This is a genomic window from Gordonia sp. UBA5067, assembly GCF_002414845.1.
Lineage (GTDB): Bacteria > Actinomycetota > Actinomycetes > Mycobacteriales > Mycobacteriaceae > Gordonia > Gordonia defluvii.
Genome location: NZ_DIAX01000056.1, coordinates 44,057 through 64,121 on the forward strand (window position 1 = coordinate 44,057; position 20,065 = coordinate 64,121).

Here is a 20,065-nt window from a genome sequence, read left to right on the forward strand (position 1 = left end):
CGTGTACTGCTGCTCCTGCGCCGGTGGCGTGTGCTGCTGGGCGCCGAGCGGGTTTCGCAGGCCCTGATTCATCGGCCCGGCCCCCTCCGGCGACGGCGACGTGCGCGACTGCTGCGCCGGAACCGGTGCCGGCTTGTCGGCCCCGTCCGCACCATGCGCCTCGGTCGCATCCGGCGAACTCGGCGTCGTCGAGGTGGACTTCACCGTCGAATCGGCCAGCACGGTGCGTTGGTCGGCCGAAGCGGGCCCGGTCGAAACGTCCGGCCGCGCCGCGTCACGCTGCGCAGCGGTCCAGACCGACGTTCCCTCAGCTGCTTTCAGGCTGGCGGTAAACGCGGCGCGACTCACGGGCGCCGTCGCCGCCGGGCCCGCCTGTGTCGCCAGGAGATTCGGCGTCCCCCAGCCGGGAGGGCCGCTGCTATCAGCCCAGAACGGCGGCAGACTCCAGTCCTTGGTCTCATCCGGTATGAACCCGAGCGCCTTGATCGCAGCCGGGTACGGCGTGCCGAGCAACGTATTTCCCCAGTACAGCGCACCGTTGACCGGAACCAGAAGAATACTCACGACGCTCCTGCCTATCGCCGAGGCCGACTGCCGGAGAACACTGCCGTTCCCGCCCCCGAGCACCTGGGCGATCCCACCGATCAAGTTGCCGAACGTCAAAGCGTCGGGGAGGTAGCCGCCCGCGTTGGAGGTGAGATAGGGCAGCTTGGGCAATGCGTTGTAGACCAGGTCGACGACCGGCTGAAGATCATTGAGGTTCGCATGGGGCAGGATGGTGTTGATGTTCAGCACCTTGTTGACCTGGCCGTAGAGGTCGGGGATGTTTGCCGCGTCGGCGGCCGACATCCCGAGACCCGTCGCGACGTCGCGAATGACCCGGGAGATGGAGGAATCCTGGGGCTTGGTGCACACCAGGCCACCGCCGTTCGTGGCCTGTACACAGTTGCCCTGGCCGCCAGCCCAGTTGACGGGGTCGTCCCAGTACCAGGAACCATCGGTGCTGCGGCCCCACGCTCCGAACTGCGGGTAGTCGCCGTGTTTCACGAAGTAGCCGACCAGCCCGTCCAGTGCACCGAGCGGATCGTGAATCGGATCGGGAAGGCCGCAAATCGGGTCCCCCTGACTGCAGACGGAGACGACGTCGTTCGATAGCACTCCGAACCCACCGCGCGATCCCGACATCGTCAGTCCGGGGACGACTCCCAGGAAGCTCCGCTCGATTCCGCGCGCGCTCTCCGGGCCCTCCTGGCGGGGGTCGGAGTAGAGGACCCCGGTCACCCCTACCGCGCTCGGGGCGCCCGCCTTGCCCTGGCCGATATCACCCAATACGTCGCCCGCCACCCGGGCGCCCTGCGAATAGCCGACCACCTGAACATGGCCCGTTTTGTCGGCGGCGTCATCCGCGTTGATCGCACACTTGGACTGATAGTCCGATATCGCCTTACTCGTGGCGGCCTTGCCGAGCGCGACGTCCTTGTTGTACCCGACCGATCCGGCCGGCCACAGCGTGGTCGGGTAGCCGACGACGATGACGTCCTTACCCTGGCCCTTGGCAGTCTCGATGACGCCCTTCATCGAGCCCTCGCCGGTCGGGTCGTTCGTCCCCGGGACGATGACGACCGCGCCATTGCCCGAGCACTCCGCGTGCGCCCCACCCGGTGGCGTCAGCAGTGCGGCGCACAGCGCGACGCCCCCGACGATCCCGGCGAGCGCGACGATGCGCGGCCACCCCCGCTTCTTGACCGGACCTGCTGGTGACGCGATCGGCGTCTCAGTTGCCATCGCCATAGGACTGCCCTCTCTCCCCTGGCCCCCCAGGGCCCAGACCACGGTGAGTTTAGCTGAAATGTGATCGGGTCGGCACTACCTGCCTACTCGCCGGTTAGTTCACCACGACGCCTGTTTCAACCACCCTGATTTCAGACCCCTCCAGCACCGAATCCGCCGTGTTATATCCTTGGAGACAGGTCCAGAGCATCAGCGCAAAGCCCCGGCTCGCTGATCGGCAACCCTCCAACCGCGGTGGGGTGCTCCGGGTGATGACCTGGTCGTGCGGAAGAGTCCGTACGGCAAGCGCGGGTCCGACGGTCGGACCCAAGGGCGGGGCAACCCGACCGACCGGAAGGTGAATCAGAACCATGTCGCAAACTCCCGACGATCCAACTGCTTCCTGGAGCTTCGAGACCAAACAGGTCCATGCCGGCCAGGGGTCCGACTCGGCGACCAATGCGCGAGCACTGCCGATCTACCAGACCACGGCGTACACCTTCAACGACACCACCCACGCGGCGAACCTCTTCGGACTGGCCGAGCCGGGCAACATCTACACGCGGATCATGAACCCGACCCAGGACGTTGTCGAGCAGCGCCTCGCGGCACTCGAAGGCGGCGTGGCGGCACTACTGGTCGCGTCCGGCCAGGCAGCGGAAACCTATGCGATCCAGAACATCGTCGAGGCAGGCGGACACGTCGTATCGAGCCCCCGCCTCTACGGCGGCACCTACAACCTCCTGCACTACACCCTGCCGAAATTCGGGATCGAGACCTCCTTCGTCGAGAACCCCGACGATCCCGAGTCATGGCAGGCCGCTGTGCGCCCCAACACTCGTGCCTTCTTCGGCGAGACGATCTCCAACCCGAAGATCGAAGTCCTCGACCTGCCGGCCGTGTCCGAGGTCGCCCATCGCAACGGTGTGCCGCTGATTGTCGACAACACCGTGGCCACTCCTTACCTGCTCAATCCGCTCAAGCACGGCGCCGACATCGTCGTGCACTCCACCACCAAGTGGATCGGCGGCCACGGCACCTCGATCGGCGGCGTCATCATCGACGGCGGCACCTTCGACTGGCGCACCCAGCGCGACGGGGAGGACCTCTTCCCCGGTTTCACGCAGCCCGACCCGAGCTACAACGGCGTCGTGTTCGCCGACCTCGGGGCACCGGCCTACGCCCTCAAGGCGCGCGTGCAACTGCTGCGCGACACCGGCGCGGCGATCTCGCCGTTCAACGCATTCCTCACCGCGCAGGGCATCGAGACGCTGAGCCTGCGGGTGGAGCGCCACGTCGAGAACACCAAGAAGGTCGCTGACTTCCTCGCCGCGCACCCCCAGGTGGAGAAGATCTACTACGCCGGTATCGAATCTTCGCCGTACTACGAACTCGCCCAACGGCTACTCCCCAAGGGCGCCGGCTCGGTCATCAGCTTCGAGCTGGCCGGCGGGGTCGAAGCCGGCAAGAAGTTCGTCGATGCCCTCCAGCTGCACAGCCACGTCGCCAACATCGGCGATGTGCGTTCGCTGGTGATCCATCCCGCTTCGACGACGCACAGCCAGCTGTCCGGCGAAGAACAGCTCAGTGCCGGCGTCACGCCCGGTCTCGTCCGCCTGTCGGTGGGCATCGAGGGAAGTGACGACATCCTGGCCGATCTCGAGCAGGGTTTCGCGGCGGCAAAGGGCTAGGAGAACCGACGATCAGCGAGGCCGAAGTGACCATCGTGCACAGCCGCCGGCACGGCGCGGACACCACGTCCGCACCGTCGTCGGCGGCTGAGCCGGTATGGGCGCAGACGCCGGACGGCTCGCTGCACCAGGTTTCCCTCGGGGCCGTCCAACTCGACAGCGGCGAGACGATTCCCGACGTCACCATGGCTTTCTCCCGCTGGGGAAAGCCCAGTGCCGCCCGCGACAACGTCGTGCTGGTCCTGCACGCATTGACCGCCGACACCTACATCACCGGCCCCGCCGACGCCGATCACGCCGCCCCCGGTTGGTGGGACGGACTCGTCGGGCCGGGTGCCGCGCTCGACACCGACGAGTGGTGCGTCATCGCGGCCAATGTCCTTGGCGGCTGCAACGGCTCGACCGGGCCGTCGTCGATCGCCGCCGACGGCCGCCCTTGGGGGTCGCGCTTCCCGCAGATCACCGTGCTCGACCAGGTGCGCGCCGAGGCTGCGCTGCTCGACGAACTCGGCGTCACATCGGTGGCCGCAGCGGTCGGCGGATCGATGGGCGGGGCCCGTGCCCTGGAGTGGGCGATCGCGTACCCCGAGCGCATCCGTGCCGCGCTGGTCCTCGCCGTCGGCGCTCGTGCCAGCGCCGATCAGATCGGCACCCAAACCACCCAGATCGCCGCCATCACCGCCGATCCCGCCTGGCAAGGGGGCGACTACCACGGCACCGGGTCATCCCCGACCACCGGAATGGGCGTTGCCCGCCGGATCGCGCACCTGACCTACCGCCATGAACTTGAGCTCGACGGCCGCTTTGCCAACTCTCCGCAAGGACAAGAGGATCCACTGCACCACGGCCGGTTCGCAGTGCAGAGCTACCTCGACCACCAGGCGGATAAGATCATCGCCCGCTTCGACCCCGCGTCCTACGTGGCACTCACCGAAGTGCTCAACAACCACGATGTCGGCCGGCGCCGCGGCGGCATCCGAGCGGCACTCGCCGACTGCAAGACACCGGTCATCGTCGCGGGAATCGATACCGACCGCCTGTTTCCCCTGCGGCAGCAGGAGGAACTGGCCACCGGTCTCGGCAACTGCGTCGGCGGGCTGCGGATCGTGGAGTCGGTGTACGGCCACGACGCCTTCCTCATCGAGTTCGAGGCCATTGCCGAACTGCTGCGCGAAACGGTGGCGCTGGCCCGTTAACGCGTGCCCAGCGGGTCGATCGTCAACGCCATCCACAGGACGATCGAAGCAAGCGCCGCCAGCGTGGCCACGTCGAAGACCCGGCCGCGCACCTGGAGCAAACCGGCCCGACTCGTCGGCAGAAGCGCCCGCAACACCGCCGCGAATCCCAGTGCGCCACTGAACACGAATGCGCCGCGCCGCCACCGGTCCACCAGGACGAGGATCCCGGCGAGGAGGGCAATCGCCAGCACCAAGAAGTACGGGATCTGCATGACATACCAGCGACGCACCCGTGCCCGGCGCAATCGTCTGGCACGCTCGGCGTTGGTGGGCGACGGGGCCACCGGCACCACGACATCGACGTGCCGCGTCACGTTGTTGCCGGGTCCTCCGCCGTCGGATGCGACCACGTCAGACTCCCCGGGCCGCCAACTGCGCTTCGGCGCGCTCCACAATGTTGACGAGCAGAAATGCGCGGGTCAGTGGGCCGACGCCGCCGGGGTTCGGCGAAACCGCCCCCGCTACCTCCCACACGGCGGGATGGACGTCGCCGACGAGCTTCCCGTCCTGCCCCCGGCTGACCCCGACGTCGACAACCGTCGCCCCCGGTGCCACCATGTCCGGTTTGATCAGGTGCCCCACCCCCGCGGCCGCGACAATGATGTCGGCGCGGCGGGTCTCGGCGGCGAGGTCGCGCGTGCCGGTGTGACACAACGTCACCGTTGCGTTCTCGCTGCGGCGGGTCAGCAACAATCCGATGGGGCGGCCGATGGTGACGCCACGGCCGATCACGGTGACGCGTGCACCGTCGATGGGGATGTCAAAGCGGCGCAGCAGGTGGATCACCCCACGCGGCGTGCAGGGCAGCGTCGCCGCCTCGCCCAGCACCAGCCGGCCCAGGTTGATCGGATGCAGACCGTCGGCATCCTTGTCCGGGTCGATCCGTTCCAAGGCAGCGTTCTCGTCGAGGTGGCGCGGCAGCGGCAGTTGCACGATGTAGCCGGTGCACGCCGGGTCGGCGTTGAGGTCGTCGATGGCAGCGTTGAGCTGTTCGGTCGTCGCATCGACGGGGAGGTCTCGGCGGATCGAGTTGACGCCGATCTTCGCGCAATCGGCGTGCTTGCCCTTCACGTACGACCGGGAACCGGGATCGTCGCCGACGAGAACGGTACCCAGGCCGGGGTCGATACCGGCAGCCTTGAGCTTCTCGACCCGCGCTGCGAGGTCGGTGAAAATCTCGTCGCGGGTGATGATGCCGTCGAGTCGTGTCGCGCTCACAGCGTTCATTGTTCCACTCCCCCCGACTCGGCCTCGCACAGGCAGGCCGACGCTCCGGGCAATTGTCCGGTTCACGGGCGATGCCGCGTGGCGCGCGCCCTCGAACGGGTACCGCCATGGCGCCGACTTAGACTCGGTGCCATGTTCCGGATCGTCTTCTGCCAGCCGTGCATCCCGCCCAATACGGGGAACGCGATCCGGCTCGCGGCCAACACCGGCAGTGAACTGCATCTGGTCGAGCCGCTGGGGTTCACGATGACCGATGCGCAGGTCAAGCGCGCCGGCCTCGACTACCACGAGATGGCGCAGGTGAGCGTCCATCCCGACCTCGGCGCCGCCTGGGCGGCGCTGCAGCCCGAACGCGTGTACGCCTTCACCGCTCAGGCGTCGCGCTTCTACACCGACGTCGCCTACCATCCGGGCGACGTGCTCATGTTCGGCCCCGAACCGACCGGCCTGTCTGATGAGATCCTCGCCGACCCCCACATCAGCGACCAGCTGCGGATCCCGATGTTGCCGGGCCGGCGCTCCCACAACCTGGCCAATTCGGCGGCACTGGCCGTCTACGAGGCCTGGCGGCAGCACGGATTCGACGGGGGCTGCTGAGATCCGGGTCCTGGCGGACCGCCGGCGTGATTATCACGTCCATGCCGCACCGGAGCACGGATCTCAGCACCAATCCCGCGATCGGCTGCCGATCCGCAGGTCCAGCTTCTGTAGACGATCGGCTACCACGGTGACTGCACCCTCCGCATTCTGCACTTTGCCGCGGACCACCAATGCCGTTGCAGTGTGCGCCAACTCGCGATACCTGCGCCACAATCCCACCGAGCACACCACGTTGACCATGCCCGTCTCGTCCTCGAGGTTGATGAACGTGACTCCCGACGCCGTCGCCGGGCGCTGACGATGAGTCACTGCTCCGGCGACCGTGACGCGCGCGCCATCGTCAACCGACAGCAGCTGGCCGGCCGGCACCACCCCGATGGCCTGCAGGCGCGGGCGCAGGTACTGCGTCGGGTAGCCCGTCGGCGTGATACCGGTGGCCCACGCGTCGGCGGCCGCCAACTCCACCGCCGACAGTCCGGGCAGCGTCGGGGCCGGTGAGCCCGGACGCAGCGGCAACTGGTCCTGACGATGCCTTCCCGCTTCCCCCGCCGCCCACAACGCCTGGCGCCGACTCAACCCGAACGAGTCCAGTGCACCCGCAGTCGCCAGCGCCTCCCACTGCGCCCGGGTCAGATCTACCCGGGCGGCCGCATCGTCGAGGTCGGCGAACCGGCCCACCGCAGTCCGCTCGCCGACGATTTGCTGCGCGACCTCTTCGCCAATGCCGCGCACTCCCGAAAGCCCAAGGCGCAATTCGGTTCCCGTCTGTTCCAGAGTGGGGTGGGCCAATGATGCGTTGAGATCGGGCCGATGGACGGCCACCCCGTGCCGTCGCGCATCGGCCACCAACGACTGCGGCGAATAGAACCCCATCGGCTGCGCCCGCAGCAGCGCCGCACAGAAGGCGGCCGGATGATGCAGTTTGAACCATGCCGAGTAGAAGACCAGCGACGCGAAGCTCTGCGAATGACTTTCGGGGAAGCCGAAGTTGGCGAAGGCGGCCATCTTCTCGTAGATCCGCTGCGCGACCTCCCCGGTGATGCCGTGCAGTCGCGCCATTCCGTCGAAGAAGCGCTGACGCAGCGCGGCCATCTTCTCCGGCGACCGTTTTGAGCCCATCGCCCGGCGCAATTGATCAGCTTCAGCCGCGGTGAACCCGGCGACGTCGACGGCCATCTGCATGAGTTGTTCCTGGAACAGCGGAATGCCCAGCGTGCGCTCCAGGGAGCGCTCCAGCGCCGGATGGTCGTAGGCAACCTTTTCGCGCCCGTTACGGCGCCGGATGTACGGGTGCACCGACCCGCCCTGAATCGGCCCGGGACGGATCAGCGCGACTTCGACGACCAGATCGAAGAAGGTGCGCGGCTTCAAGCGCGGCAGCGTCGCCATTTGGGCGCGCGACTCGACCTGGAACACCCCGACCGAGTCGGCACGGCACAGCATGTCGTAAACAGCGGCCTCGGTCATGTCGATGCGGGCCAGGTCGACGTCGACGCCCTTGTGCTCGGCGACGAGGTCGATAGCGTAGTGCAGCGCCGAGAGCATGCCCAGCCCGAGCAGATCGAACTTCACCAGCCCGATGGCGGCGCAGTCATCTTTGTCCCACTGCAGCACGCTGCGGCCCGCCATCCGTGCCCATTCGGTGGGGCAGACGTCGGCGATCGGCCGGTCACAGATCACCATGCCGCCGGAGTGGATACCCAGATGCCTGGGCAGACCGGCGATCTGGGCGGCCAGATCGGCCACGTCGGCGGGCGCCTCCTCAGGTGTGCGGCTCCACGCGTCCTGCTGGCCGGTCGCATAGCCGAGGGCGCGCGCGGTATCGCGCACGGCGGACCGCCGGCGATAGGTGATGACGTTGGCGACCTGCGCGCTGTAGTCGCGGCCGTACTTGCCGTAGACGTACTGGATCGCCTCCTCGCGACGATCGGATTCGATGTCGACATCGATGTCGGGCGGGCCATCGCGCTCCGGGGACAGGAAGCGTTCGAAGAGCAGCTGGTTGGCCACCGGGTCGACCGAGGTGATGCCCAACGCGAAGCACACCGCAGAGTTCGCGGCGCTCCCCCGGCCCTGGCACAGAATGTCGCTGCGCCGACAGAAGTCGACGATGTCGTGGACCACGAGGAAGTACCCGGGAAAGTCCAGCTGCTCGATGATCACCAGCTCGTGCTCGATCTGCCGATACGCCTTCTCGTGTTGATCATGGCCGCCATACCGGCGGGCCGCACCGGTCATGGTCAACTCGCGCAGCCAGCTGATCTCGGTATGCCCGGACGGAGTGTCGAACGGCGGAAGCCGAGGAGCGATGAGCCCCAACTCGAAGGCACAGTCGGCGGCCAGGGTCACCGCGTTGTCGATCGCATCGGGATGCGCCTGCAGCAGGCGCGCCATCTCGTCGCCGCTGCGCAGGTGCGCTCCCCCGACGCCGGGCATCCAGCCGTCGATCGTCTCGATATCGGTGCGGGACCGGATCGCGGCCATTGCCAGCGCAAGCCGGCGGCGATCCGGCCCGGCGAAATGCGCTCCGGTCGTCGCGACGACGGGTAGCCCGCATTCGACGGCCAGCCCCGCCAGAATCGCGTTGCGCTCGTCATCGTCGGGGTGGGCGGCAGAAGTGAGTTCGACGGCGACGTTGGTGTGGCCGAAGCGCTCGACCAACTCCGCGATCGATCGACGAGCGGCACCGGGTCCACCGCGGTCGAGCGCCCGGCGAAGGGCACCCTTGCGGCATCCGGTGAGCACGAGCCATTCGCCCGCCGCCTCCGACAACTCGTCGAGGTCGTAGCGCAGCAGTCCCTTCTCTCCGCCGCGCATGTGGGCGGCCGCCATTGCCCGTGACAGGCGTCGATAGCCTTCCGGACCGCGGGCGAGCACCAGCAGGTGCTCGCCGGGCGGATCCGGGACGCCGGTGCGTCTTGGGCTGAGCGACTGCGACGACGGATCGGTTGTATCGATACCGTCGCGGGCCAGCGAGAGCTCCGCGCCGAAGACCGTCGGCAGCCCGAATTCGCGGGCCGCTTCGGCGAAGCGGACCACACCGTAGAAGCCGTTGTGGTCGGTGAGCGCGAGCGCCTTCAGATCCAGTCGCACCGCTTCGGTGACCATCTCCTCCGGCGTCGATGCACCGTCGAGGAAGCTGAACGCACTGTGCGCGTGGAGTTCGGCGAACGGCGTCGCCGAATGGATCGGGCGGACCGTCTCGTCGGCGCGGAAGGCCTCCCGCTTGCGCGACCACGCTGGGGAGTCTCCACCATCGGGAACACCCTCATCATCGATGTGCTGGTCATACGGCGGCGCGAAGGTGTCGCCCGGTCGCGCCGCGGCCTCTGGGCGCGGGCGCCCGGAAAGCACCCGCTCCATCTCCGCCCAGCTCGGCGGACCGTTATGCCAACCCACTCCACGAGTATATCGAACATACTTTCTATTCGGGCTGCGCGGCCGACCGCGCGCCGCGGTCGAGCTCGCGGACGCTCGCGCCGATTCGCGGCGAGACGGTGAACAGGCTCCCCGGCGTCACCAGGTAGCGCCAGATCCGCCCGTCGCATCGCACCTCGACGCGGTAGTGGCCCGGCACGGTGCCGCGCGTCTTGGTAGCCGACCGGCCCGGCGCCAGCTCGGCGCGCAGCGAGATGTAGTCCGACCGGACACCCTCGTCGACCTCGAGGTCGGTCAGCGACGCCGCGCAGCTGATCGGGTTCTCACGATCAAGGTTGGCGATGCGCAGGGTCACTGTCTCGTCTCCATTGTCGACCGCGTCTACCCGCACCCAGGAGGTGCCCAGCGTGACCGCATTGACCACCGGGCTGACCACCAGCGGTGCGGTGACCGCGGCCGTTCCAGCGACCGCAACCTGTAGTACCTTCATCGACTTGCCTTCATCTGTGTAGGAGTTTCGCAGCCAGACCGGGTGCTGCCTGCCCATCCAGAATCCGTCGCCCGCCATACCGGGGCACGCGTAGTGCGCTACCCGACTTCGTCCCGCCCGGGCACCGCTACCTGCAGTGCCGGCGCGCTCCGCAATACCGGCATCGAGGCCACCACCGCGAACGGTGATGGCCTCGATGCCGGTCTGAGTGTTGGGACTCAGAACAGATTCGCGAGATCCGAGCTGCCCATGTTGCTGAGGAGCTCCTGCAGTGGACTCTTCGGTTTGACCGGCTGGGGCGTGACCGGTACCGGCTGGGGCTTGGCCGGTTCGGCATTGGGGCTGATCGGCTGAATCTTGTGGGACGGCGGATCCACCAACCGATGCGGGGGATTCACCGGCGTCCGCGGATTTGCCGGCTGCACCAGCGGCCGCACCGGCTGAATCTGCGGCTCGGCCGAGGCGATCGGGGCCAAAACCCCCATCGGGACGGCGGCCAGCGCCGCGCCGCCAGCCAGGAGAATCCACTGCCGCTTGGTCATCTTCCGGGTGCTCATGTGATTTGCCTGCTTCCCCACATCCGTGGTGTCGGGCGGAGTGGGAGACCCGATCAGTCGAAGAATTTCGGACTGCCCAATTAGATTCGGGGCACTACCTCACTGTCAGCACGAGTAGGCAGCTACGCGAATACTCACCGATGTCTACTCACCTGACGTGGTAGGCATCGGCGCCCCAGCGGTGCCTGTCACGGTCGGATTCAGTGTCGTTACACGCCTCACCGCCGCCACTCAGCATCGATCAGCGCCCCCGTGGAATACGGCGAGGAACGCCGCCATGAGGAGGCAGCGGCTGCGGATTTATCCAGTTGAGACCGGCCGGTGGAAGCGGCTGCGGATTGATACGCGTCTGGTCATGCCGGCGGGGGTTGGGCTTGCGGTACTGCATGATGGTTCACCTACTTCGGATCCACAGGCGATCGGGTTACTGCCTGCACCATCCAGCATCGAACCTTTCCCACGCCAGGATACGAGTAGTGCACTACCCGACTTGTCGGTGTAATCGGGCATTCCTCACTCATAGACTCCTTCCACCCGCCAGCGGCCCCCCGGACCGAAGTGCAGCAGCAACGCCCGCTCGTCGTCGAGCAATACCTGTGCGCGAGCCAAGATCTTGTCCCCGGACAAACCACAAGGCCATGGCCCAGCCCACCACTGCACCGACCAGTTGTGCCGCTCCGCTGCGACCGATACCGGCTCACCGGTAAACGCCCCGCGCGCAGTTACCTCTACCGGCTTCCCGGTGGAGTCGCACACGTCCACCGGCGCATCGACCAGCACCGCCGGCGTCGGCTCCGGTAGCCGCGACGGCCAGGGCGCACCGACCGGACGTGCCACCACAACCGACTCACCGGCGGGAACCAGCGTGATCTGTTCCGCCGGCCCCCGCCCCCCACTGCGGACCGGGATCATCACCGCGTCAGCACCCAACAGCCCCTGCACCCGCACCAGCGCCCGCCGGATCCGGTCAGCGCGAGGACCGTCGGGCGGCATCCCCCGCCCATCACCGGTACCCGTGGACAATTCGTACTGCAGCCCGGTTCCAGCGGAGACCTCGACAGGTTCCAGCACCAACTCGACGATCGGCGAGTCCGGTCCGTCGCCGGAACCGATGGCCCCTTCGGTCAGCCACCCTTCAAGCTGCCAGCGCACCCGGTCGGCGGTCGACTCCGGCGTCAACGGCAACGCGCAGCACCAGATTCGCGAATTCTCCTGACCACGCTCAGTTCTCGCATGTACCGCCAACCGGGTGCACGACACCGATGCCGCCGTGAGCCGATCGTGCAACTGCGCGGCGAGACGACGGGCCAGGAAAGCCGCCGCATCGATCCGCTCGACCGGCGGGTCGCAGGGACACACGACGGCGAGCTCCGGCGCCGGTGGCGTCGACGACGGCGCCCGCCCCGGTTTCCCCGACGCCTGCCGATGAGCGATAACCGCATCGGCGTCGAACCGGGCGCCCACATCGGCGACGGCGAGCGACGCGAACGCCCCCAGCGTGCGCAGACCCAGCCGCCTCAGCAAGTCCGCCAACTCTGTCCGGCCTTCCCCACCGAGGCTGGGCTCCGCGGCCAACTCGCCAATCGGCAACTCCGCCAGAAACTTCGCGTCGGCACCCGGCGAGATGAATCTCTCCCGGCGAGCGGCCAGCACCGCGGTGAACATCTCGTCGGCAACGCCGAGCTGTACCTCGGTACCGATATCGGCGACCGCCTCGACGACGGCCGCCGCCAGATTCTCCTCCGAGCCGAAATACCGCATCCCCGATGCCGGCGCCACCACCAGCCCCGGCCGCAACACCTCGGTCGCCGGCAGGATCGCGGTGACTGCTGAGACGACCGGCGCGAACAACCGCCCATCCCGATCGGGATCGGCGGAGACGACGACCAGCTCCGAACAGGTCGACTGCGCTTGCCGCTTGCGCATCCCGCGCCGAACGCCTGCCCGCCGCGCCGGCAACGAACAGGCGACGACCCGGTTGGCGGTCAGGACGCCGATCGGCGCGGCAGGCGGAAGGTCGTACTCGACAGCTGCAGCGACCGCCGGCCAATCCGGCGCCCACAGGGCCAGCGTCCGGGTGCCCATCAGCCCGCCGCCCGCCCGCTACCGCTCCCGACGCCGGCAACAAGTTCGACACTGCGTGGCGGTCGGCTGCGTGCACTCAGCGACACCGAAAGATCCCAGCCGTTAATCCGGCCATACCCACACGCGTCCGGCGCCTGTCCCCCGACTGCCGTTCTGTACCTACACACCCGAGCCGACAGCTGCACGGCGACCCCCGGCCACCGGCCACCGGCGACCAGCAGCGCCGATGAGTTCCGGCGCGCCCGGGCGGCGAGCACCTTGGCACGCGAAGGAGGCACCGACATTCCACCTAGCCCCAGCACCACCAGATCCATCCCGTCGAGCAGAACCGTGGCGATCTGCAGCCGATCCGGACCGGGATCGGGAACCAGCGCCACCCGCGACAGGTCCGCTCCCATTTCCATGGCGGCCAGCATGCTGAGGCGCGGCAGGCCGACGATCGCGATCTGCGCCCCGGCCCCGCTGCTGGCCGCGATCAGCGACAGCAACAGCGAACCTGCCCCGGTTGCCGACACCACACTTCCCCGCGCCAGCCCACCCCACGGGAACAAATCCACGAGACCGCGCGGCACCGCGAGTACCTCGGGAACCAGACCGTCTTCCCCCGGCCCGTTCCCCGAATCCACCCGCGGTGCCGCGCCGCCCGTCGTCGTCACCCGCTCCATCGCCTGGCGCAGTTGCGCGATCGTGGGATCGATAGCTGCTTCACCCATGCTCTTCTCCGACCGTTTCACCATGCTCGCCATACCTGGCGAACCACCTGTGAAGCCGGTCGGGAAGTTACCGGACTTCTTCGAATGTTTATTCGATATAGAGACTGTAGACCGAAGGTCCGACAGCACGCAAGAGTAGCGATTTATGCAGTTCAGAGCCCTAGAACAGGGTCTGCTCCGCCATCTGGGCAGACTGCGGAGCGACCGCCGGAACCGATGCGTGGGCGACGGGCAGATCGGGCCCGGATCGACCCACCAGTCCGTGCCGCGCGACCAGCGGGCGCAATCGCTCGGCCAGTTTCGCCGAGTACTCCGCCGACACGTACGCACCCCGCCCGTACAGCGCCCGATAGCGCTTGCCCAGCGCCGGATGCTCGTCGGCAAGCCATTGCAGGAACCAGCCCCTGGTTGAGGAGCGCAGATGCATCGGGATCGCCGAAACACTGACCGCCCCCGCAGCCGCGACGCCGGCCAGCAACCCGTCGAGCTGAGAAGAGGAATCGGTCAGGTACGGCACCACCGGCGCGATCATCACATGTGGCGCGAACCCCGCATTGGCGAGCGACCTGATCAGCTCCAGCCGTGCCAGCGGCGACGGCGCACCAGGATCCAGCTGTTTGGCCAACTCGGCGTCGCCCATGGCCAGCGAAACCGAGAGAGAGACGTCGACGACGTCGGCCGCCTGCCGCAGCAGCGGCAGATCGCGCTGCAACAGTGTGCCCTTGGTCAGAATCGAGAACGGCGTTCCCGACGATGCGAGCGCCGCGATGACCGGCGGCATCAGCCGGTATCTGCCCTCAGCACGCTGGTACGGGTCGGTGTTGGTGCCCAGCGCCACCACTTCCCGGCTCCAGGATCGGCGGCGCAACTCCTTGCGCAGCACCGCAGCGGCGTTGAGCTTCACCACGATCTGCCGGTTGAAGTCCTCCCCCGCGTCGAAGTCGAGGTACTCGTGCGTCGGCCGCGCGAAACAATAGCGGCAGGCGTGTGTGCATCCACGAAAGGTGTTGACGCTGAAGCGAAACGGCATCCCCGACGACACCGGGACCGGATTGAGTAGTGACCGGCACAGCACTTCGTGGAAGGTGACGTCCGCGAACTCGGGCGAGGTGACCGTCCGCACCAGGTCGGCCCGGCCCAACCCGGGCAGCCCACCGTCGTCAGTCTCGATCACCTGGTCCGCCCACCGCATGCCTCAATGCGAACACACGTTCTATCTGGTGTCAATCCGGCCCACCGTCCGGCAGCGGCGCCTCGGGCATAGGCTGGCCCAATGGCCGCGCCATTCTCCACCAGAGTCGCCTCCCCGGCGTGGCGCCGCGAAGCCATCCACTGGATCGCAGCCCGACTCGACCAAAAGATCGACGACGTGCAGCAACCACGCATCCGCCCGTGGTCGACCCAGCTGCGGGTGCGCACCGGCGACAAGCACTGGTGGCTCAAGGCCAATTGCCCAGCATTGGCTTTTGAACCGGGGCTGCACGCCGTCCTGAGCGAGCTACTCCCCGACTCCTTCGATTCCCCGGTCGCGATCGACGCTGAGCGAGGCTGGTTGCTCACCGCCGACCGCGGCCCCGTCTGGGGCGCCCACAGCAACCCCGGACTGGCCCAATGGTGTGAACTCGCCGCGGCGGCGGCACGGATCCAGCAGCAGACGCCCTACGGTCCGGCATGGCGGCACCTCGATGTGCCCGACTGCTCGCCGCCGACCGTCGTCGATCGATTCGATCGATTCCTCGCACTTCTCGCCGGTCTCGACGAGCATCACCCCGCCCATCTGGCGCCCGGGTTGCGAGACCGGCTGGACCAGCGCCGGCCTGCGGTCTCGGCCGCCGCCGAGACACTCACCGCATCGCCGCTGCCGACCAGTTGGCAGCACGGCGACCTGCACCCCTGGAACGTATTTCAGATCGATGGCGGCCCCAGACTTTTCGACCTCGGCGACTCTCAGTGGGCCCACCCCGTGGAGATTCTCTGCGTACCGCATGACTGGATCCGCGATCGCACGGATTTCCCGTGGGAACCCGTGCTCGAGGCCTATGCCGACGCCTGGGGGCAGCCGGTGTCGCGGATCGCGCAGGACTGGGCGGCCGCGCGGATCACCCAGAATGTCAATCGGGTACAGACCTGGTGGGGATGCCTGGCCGAGGCAAGTGCCGACGAGTGGCGGCACTGGGGCGGCGCCCTTCTCCACCACCTCCGCGGAGTGCTCGCCCCGTGATCAATTCGACGGCGCGCCGTGCCCCTGCGTCGACTACGTCATCGTCTTCACGGTATCGCCGGTGGGACAGCAGGCTTGACCTCCGGCGCCGGCGCCTTGCGGGCACGCAGTTCATCGGCACGAGCGTCGAGATTAGTCTGCACGCCCTTCGAGGTGGTGATCACCTCGGCGAGAACTTCGAGACCCAAAAGACCCTCGTCGTCGCCCGCCGCTCCGACGCGGCAGTCTGGCGCATTTTGGAAATTTTCGGCTTACCGAAGTTATGATATTGCCATGGCGAACTCTAAGTGGGGCGCACTGCTGGTGGCAATCACCGCAACCCTGATACTCGCCGGATGCACCACCGCGCCACGCACCAGTCCGTCATCCGACAAACCCGTCGTGCTCACGACGTTCACCGTGCTCGCCGACATCGCGGCCAACGTCGCCGGTGACCGGCTGACCGTCGAGTCGATCACCAAATCCGGCGCGGAGATCCACGCATACGAACCCACGCCCGGCGATATCCGGCGCGCCGCGCACGCCGCGCTGATCGTCAAGAACGGATTCGGTGTGGATATCTGGTTCGACCGGTTCACCGACGAACTGCGAGCACCGAAAGTAGTTCTCTCCGACGGGATCACACCGATACCCATCGCGTCCGACGCGTATGCGGGCAAACCGAATCCGCACGCGTGGATGAGTCCGCGCAACGTCGAGATCTACGTCGACAACCTCGTCGCCGCCTTCGACCGCCTCGACCCGGCGGGCACCGACACTTTTCGCGCCAACGCCGCCACCTACAAGCAGCAGCTGCGCGCCGTCCAGCACAACCTGGTCACCGCCCTGAACGGCCTCCCCGCCAACGAGCGGGCACTGGTGACGTGCGAGGGCGCCTTCTCCTACCTGGCCCGCGACGCCGGGCTGACCGAACGGTACATCTGGCCGGTCAACGCCGAACAGCAGGCAATCCCGCGACAGGTCGCCGCAACCATCGCGTTTGTCCGCACCCGGCGGGTGCCGGCGGTCTTCTGTGAGTCGACCGTTTCCGACCGCGCGATGCGGCAGGTGGCCGGCGCCGCCGGCACCCGGTTCGGCGGAATCCTCTACGTCGACTCCCTCTCCCGCCCCGACGGACCGGTGCCCACCTACCTCGATCTGATCCGCCACGACGCCCGCACCATCGTCGCCGGCCTCGGCGGGGCGGTCGACCGATGATGGGCGCGCTCGAGGTGGCGTCGGTGACCGTGCGCTACGGCGAGGTCCTCGCCCTCGACGACGTCAGCCTCAGCGTGTCCCGCGGATCGGTCTGCGCCCTGATCGGCATGAACGGATCGGGCAAGTCAACCCTGTTCAAGGCCATGTCGGGAATCCTCACGCCCGACTCGGGCACCGTGACTATCGACGGGGCGACGCCCGCCGCGGCCCGCCGAGCCGGCCTGCTCGGCTACGTTCCGCAGTCCGAGGAAATCGACTGGACCTTTCCGCTGTCCGTGCGCGAGGTCGTGCTGACCGGGCGTTATGGGCGACTCGGGTTCCTCCGCCGCCCGCGCCGGGCCGATCAACTAGCCGTCGATGAGGCGCTCGCCCGCGTCGAGCTCACCGACTATCAGGACCGGCAGATCGGTCGTCTCTCCGGCGGACAGCGCAAGCGGGCGTTCGTCGCCCGGGCGATCGCCCAGAACGCGTCGGTGCTACTCCTCGACGAGCCGTTCGCCGGCGTCGACAAACGGTCCGAGGCCGCGATCACCGCGCTGCTGCGCGAGGAGGCGAGTCAGGGCACGACGATTCTCATCTCGACGCACGACCTCCACTCGGTCCCCCGCCTGGCCGATCAGGCGATCCTCCTGCAACGCCGCGTCCTCGCCCACGGCGATCCCGCGGCGGTGGTGACCCCCGACAACCTGATCAAGGCATTCGGGCTCGACCCCCTCGACGATCAGATCGGCGTCGGCCGATGAACGAGCTAATCGGCCTCCTCGCCGAACCCTTTCGGTTCGGCTTCATGACCAATGCCCTGGCGGCCACGCTGATCGCGTCGATCGTGTGCGCGCTCCTGTCCTGCTGGCTGGTTCTCATCGGATGGTCGCTGATGGGCGATGCCGTGTCGCACGCTGTGCTGCCCGGGGTGGTGCTCGCATATATCGCGGGCGCCCCGTTCGCCCTCGGTGCCGTGGTCTTCGGCTTTCTCGCGGTGGCGCTGATCGGGGCGGTCCGCGATCAGGGCCGCATCAAGGAGGACGCAGCCATCGGCATCGTGTTCACCACGCTATTCGCGCTGGGCCTGGTACTCATCTCGGTGACACCGAGCCAGACCGACCTCAACCACATCATCTTCGGCAACCTGTTGGGGGTATCGCGGTCGGACTTGGTTCAAATCGCGCTCCTCGGCGCCGTCGTCGCGGCGGTGCTGATCCTCAAGCGCCACGACTTCACGCTGTACGCCTTCGACCCGACCCACGCGTTCGCCCTCGGGTTGAACCCCCGACTCATCGGCGCGACCCTGCTGGGCCTGCTCGCCCTCACCGCCGTGACCGCCCTGCAGGTCGTGGGCATTGTGCTGGTGGTGGCCATGCTCATCATTCCCGGCGCCACCGCCTACCTGCTCACCGATCGGTTTCGCCGCATGCTGATGATCGCTCCGGCGATTGCGGCCGGGTGTGGCGTCGCCGGCCTCTACATCTCCTTCTATGCCGACACGTCGCTGGGCGGAATGGTGGTGCTCACCCAGGGCGTGGTCTTCTTCGCCATCTACCTCTTCGGTCCCACGCGCGGTGTGGTCACCAACCGCTGGCGGGCGCGCGCCGCGGCCAACCGGCGCAGCGTCGCAAAGGCGGCCCCCTGACCGGCCCTATACTCAGCCGGTGACCACCATCCACCGAGTTCCCGGCCCCGGCCTCCTCCTCGCGGGACGCTACCGACTGCAGTCGCGGATCGGCGACGGCGGCATGGGCTCGGTGTGGCTGGCCAAGGACGAGTTGCTGAACCGGGACGTGGCGGTGAAGCGGATCGTCGCGCTCGACGACATTCCGGAGGCCAACGCCGAACCGATCCGCGAGAAGGCCCTGCGCGAGGGCCGGATCGCGGCAAAGTTGACGCACCACAATGCCGTCGCCGTCGACGACGTCGCCCTCGATGACGGCACGCCGTGGCTGGTGATGGAGTACGTGCCGTCGCGCAGCGTCGCCCAGATCCTGCACACGGTCGGGACGCTCGGTGCCGTCGACGCGGCCCAGATCGGTGCACAGGTGGCCGCCGCGATGACCGTCGCACACGAGTCCGGGATCATTCACCGCGACGTCAAGCCGGGCAATATCCTGGTGGCCAGCACCGGCCCCGATGCGGGCACGGTGAAGCTCACCGACTTCGGCATCGCCCACCTCAAGGACGACGACGTCCACCTCGACGACGAGTTGATCTCCGGGACCCCCGCGTACTTCGCGCCCGAGGTGGCGCGCGGCGCGGTGCCCGCCGAACCATCCGACGTCTACTCCCTGGGCGCGACCATTTACACGATGGTCGAGGGAGGGCCGCCGTTCGGCGCCGACGACGACACCACCGCCCTGCTCGACAAGGTGGCCCGCGCCCAGATCCGGCCGCCGCAGCAGGCGGGTCCCGTCGAGGACGTCCTGCTGGCGATGCTCACTCCGAGCCCGGCGAAGCGCCCGACGATGGCACAGGTCCGCGACCAACTCGCCGCCGTCGCCGCCACGGCCACCCGGACTACCCCCGATCGAGTCCTCGCCGGGAAGATCCGGCGCGCCGACGGGGCCGTCCCCGTCTGGGCCCTGGCCACACCTCAAGCGCCGCGAATGAATACCGGCTCGTTCCGCCGCTCCTATGTCCCCGCGCCGCCGCCGAGCGCCCACCCGATGACCGCGGGGACTTTCGCCGCCCACCAGAGCCCGCCGAAGACGTCGGTGTGGCAGCGGCACGCCACCTTGATCGCCTCCGGCGCCATCGCGGCGGCACTGTTCATCGTTCTGATCGTGCTACTCCTACTCTGAGCAGCGATCAGCACCGGTCCGTGTCCCGGCCGCTCACTCCCACTCGATGGTCCCCGGCGGCTTCGTGGTCAGATCGAGGCCGAGGCCCAGAACGCCGGGAAGCTCGAGG

Annotated in this window: 17 protein-coding genes and 1 riboswitch; of the genes, 8 read left to right on the plus strand and 9 right to left on the minus strand. The window is 67.9% G+C overall.

Annotated elements, in window-relative coordinates:
• Positions 1–1,785: PE-PPE domain-containing protein (locus tag B4M62_RS09295; RefSeq protein ID WP_290706936.1), on the minus strand; the 1,785-nt coding region annotated here is incomplete at its 3' end.
• 184 nt (positions 1,786–1,969) lie between these two features.
• Positions 1,970–2,085: riboswitch (SAM riboswitch) on the plus strand.
• A gap of 56 nt (positions 2,086–2,141) precedes the next feature.
• Between B4M62_RS09295 and B4M62_RS09300 the strand changes: the two genes are divergently transcribed.
• Positions 2,142–3,461 carry a bifunctional o-acetylhomoserine/o-acetylserine sulfhydrylase gene (locus B4M62_RS09300; protein ID WP_290706938.1) on the plus strand — a complete coding sequence of 440 codons (1,320 nt, stop codon included), beginning with the start codon at positions 2,142–2,144 and terminating at the stop codon, positions 3,459–3,461.
• A gap of 26 nt (positions 3,462–3,487) precedes the next feature.
• Entirely contained in the window at positions 3,488–4,657 is a 1,170-nt protein-coding gene (metX, locus tag B4M62_RS09305) for a homoserine O-acetyltransferase MetX (protein WP_290706940.1), read from the plus strand.
• On the opposite strand, the gene B4M62_RS09310 is transcribed toward metX, so the two are convergent.
• Positions 4,654–4,983: a DUF3017 domain-containing protein gene (locus tag B4M62_RS09310; protein ID WP_290706971.1), complete on the minus strand. Its 330-nt coding sequence runs from the start codon at positions 4,981–4,983 to the stop codon at positions 4,654–4,656. The two genes, metX and B4M62_RS09310, sit on opposite strands and share 4 nt — an antisense overlap.
• Positions 4,984–5,050: 67 nt before the next feature.
• Positions 5,051–5,917 (minus strand): bifunctional methylenetetrahydrofolate dehydrogenase/methenyltetrahydrofolate cyclohydrolase, encoded by an 867-nt coding sequence (locus B4M62_RS09315; RefSeq protein ID WP_290706941.1) that lies wholly within the window; start codon positions 5,915–5,917, stop codon positions 5,051–5,053.
• 141 nt (positions 5,918–6,058) lie between these two features.
• Between B4M62_RS09315 and B4M62_RS09320 the strand changes: the two genes are divergently transcribed.
• Entirely contained in the window at positions 6,059–6,523 is a 465-nt protein-coding gene (locus tag B4M62_RS09320; protein WP_290706943.1) for a tRNA (cytidine(34)-2'-O)-methyltransferase, read from the plus strand.
• Between the two features lie 63 nt (positions 6,524–6,586).
• Here B4M62_RS09320 and B4M62_RS09325 read toward each other — a convergent pair whose 3' ends face one another.
• The 6 genes from B4M62_RS09325 to B4M62_RS09350 all read right to left on the minus strand — a co-directional run bounded on the left by B4M62_RS09325 (position 6,587) and on the right by B4M62_RS09350 (position 14,941).
• Positions 6,587–9,925, minus strand: a complete 3,339-nt coding sequence (locus B4M62_RS09325) for an error-prone DNA polymerase (RefSeq protein ID WP_290706946.1) — start codon at positions 9,923–9,925, stop codon at positions 6,587–6,589.
• Between the two features lie 25 nt (positions 9,926–9,950).
• Entirely contained in the window at positions 9,951–10,394 is a 444-nt protein-coding gene (locus tag B4M62_RS09330) for a hypothetical protein (RefSeq protein ID WP_290706949.1), read from the minus strand.
• Positions 10,395–10,612: 218 nt separating this feature from the next.
• A complete protein-coding gene (locus B4M62_RS09335) occupies positions 10,613–10,951 on the minus strand; it encodes a hypothetical protein (RefSeq protein ID WP_290706951.1) in 339 nt (112 codons plus the stop codon).
• 513 nt (positions 10,952–11,464) lie between these two features.
• Positions 11,465–13,036: a Y-family DNA polymerase gene (locus B4M62_RS09340; protein ID WP_290706952.1), complete on the minus strand. Its 1,572-nt coding sequence runs from the start codon at positions 13,034–13,036 to the stop codon at positions 11,465–11,467.
• The gene (locus tag B4M62_RS09345) at positions 13,036–13,749 is read right to left on the minus strand and encodes a hypothetical protein (protein ID WP_290706954.1); all 714 of its coding nucleotides are present in this window, start codon (positions 13,747–13,749) and stop codon (positions 13,036–13,038) included. Before B4M62_RS09345 ends, B4M62_RS09340 begins: the two co-directional genes overlap by 1 nt.
• Before the next feature lie 160 nt (positions 13,750–13,909).
• Positions 13,910–14,941: an Rv2578c family radical SAM protein gene (locus B4M62_RS09350; protein ID WP_290706956.1), complete on the minus strand. Its 1,032-nt coding sequence runs from the start codon at positions 14,939–14,941 to the stop codon at positions 13,910–13,912.
• Positions 14,942–15,022: 81 nt separating this feature from the next.
• Here B4M62_RS09350 and B4M62_RS09355 point away from each other — a divergent pair, with 81 nt between their 5' ends.
• The 5 genes from B4M62_RS09355 to B4M62_RS09375 all read left to right on the plus strand — a co-directional run bounded on the left by B4M62_RS09355 (position 15,023) and on the right by B4M62_RS09375 (position 19,956).
• Complete coding sequence (locus tag B4M62_RS09355) at positions 15,023–15,970, plus strand: phosphotransferase (protein ID WP_290706958.1); 948 nt, start codon at positions 15,023–15,025, stop codon at positions 15,968–15,970.
• Positions 15,971–16,243: 273 nt separating this feature from the next.
• Complete coding sequence (locus tag B4M62_RS09360) at positions 16,244–17,167, plus strand: metal ABC transporter substrate-binding protein (protein WP_290706960.1); 924 nt, start codon at positions 16,244–16,246, stop codon at positions 17,165–17,167.
• Positions 17,164–17,910 (plus strand): metal ABC transporter ATP-binding protein, encoded by a 747-nt coding sequence (locus B4M62_RS09365; protein WP_290706962.1) that lies wholly within the window; start codon positions 17,164–17,166, stop codon positions 17,908–17,910. The genes B4M62_RS09360 and B4M62_RS09365 overlap by 4 nt, the downstream gene beginning before the upstream one ends.
• Complete coding sequence (locus B4M62_RS09370) at positions 17,907–18,794, plus strand: metal ABC transporter permease (RefSeq protein WP_290706964.1); 888 nt, start codon at positions 17,907–17,909, stop codon at positions 18,792–18,794. Before B4M62_RS09365 ends, B4M62_RS09370 begins: the two co-directional genes overlap by 4 nt.
• A gap of 19 nt (positions 18,795–18,813) precedes the next feature.
• Complete coding sequence (locus tag B4M62_RS09375; RefSeq protein WP_290706966.1) at positions 18,814–19,956, plus strand: serine/threonine-protein kinase; 1,143 nt, start codon at positions 18,814–18,816, stop codon at positions 19,954–19,956.
• Positions 19,957–20,065 lie beyond the last annotated feature (109 nt).

Excerpts from the sequence above, each read along its gene's own strand:
- B4M62_RS09370 (WP_290706964.1), top strand. The coding sequence starts at position 17,907 with ATGAACGAGCTAATCGGCCTCCTCGCCGAACCCTTTCGGTTCGGCTTC.
- B4M62_RS09335 (WP_290706951.1), bottom strand. The coding sequence starts at position 10,951 with ATGAGCACCCGGAAGATGACCAAGCGGCAGTGGATTCTCCTGGCTGGC.
- B4M62_RS09360 (WP_290706960.1), top strand. The coding sequence starts at position 16,244 with ATGGCGAACTCTAAGTGGGGCGCACTGCTGGTGGCAATCACCGCAACC.
- B4M62_RS09350 (WP_290706956.1), bottom strand. The coding sequence starts at position 14,941 with ATGCGGTGGGCGGACCAGGTGATCGAGACTGACGACGGTGGGCTGCCC.
- B4M62_RS09300 (WP_290706938.1), top strand. The coding sequence starts at position 2,142 with ATGTCGCAAACTCCCGACGATCCAACTGCTTCCTGGAGCTTCGAGACC.
- B4M62_RS09330 (WP_290706949.1), bottom strand. The coding sequence starts at position 10,394 with ATGAAGGTACTACAGGTTGCGGTCGCTGGAACGGCCGCGGTCACCGCA.
- B4M62_RS09365 (WP_290706962.1), top strand. The coding sequence starts at position 17,164 with ATGATGGGCGCGCTCGAGGTGGCGTCGGTGACCGTGCGCTACGGCGAG.
- B4M62_RS09340 (WP_290706952.1), bottom strand. The coding sequence starts at position 13,036 with ATGGGCACCCGGACGCTGGCCCTGTGGGCGCCGGATTGGCCGGCGGTC.
- B4M62_RS09345 (WP_290706954.1), bottom strand. The coding sequence starts at position 13,749 with ATGGGTGAAGCAGCTATCGATCCCACGATCGCGCAACTGCGCCAGGCG.
- B4M62_RS09355 (WP_290706958.1), top strand. The coding sequence starts at position 15,023 with ATGGCCGCGCCATTCTCCACCAGAGTCGCCTCCCCGGCGTGGCGCCGC.
- B4M62_RS09320 (WP_290706943.1), top strand. The coding sequence starts at position 6,059 with ATGTTCCGGATCGTCTTCTGCCAGCCGTGCATCCCGCCCAATACGGGG.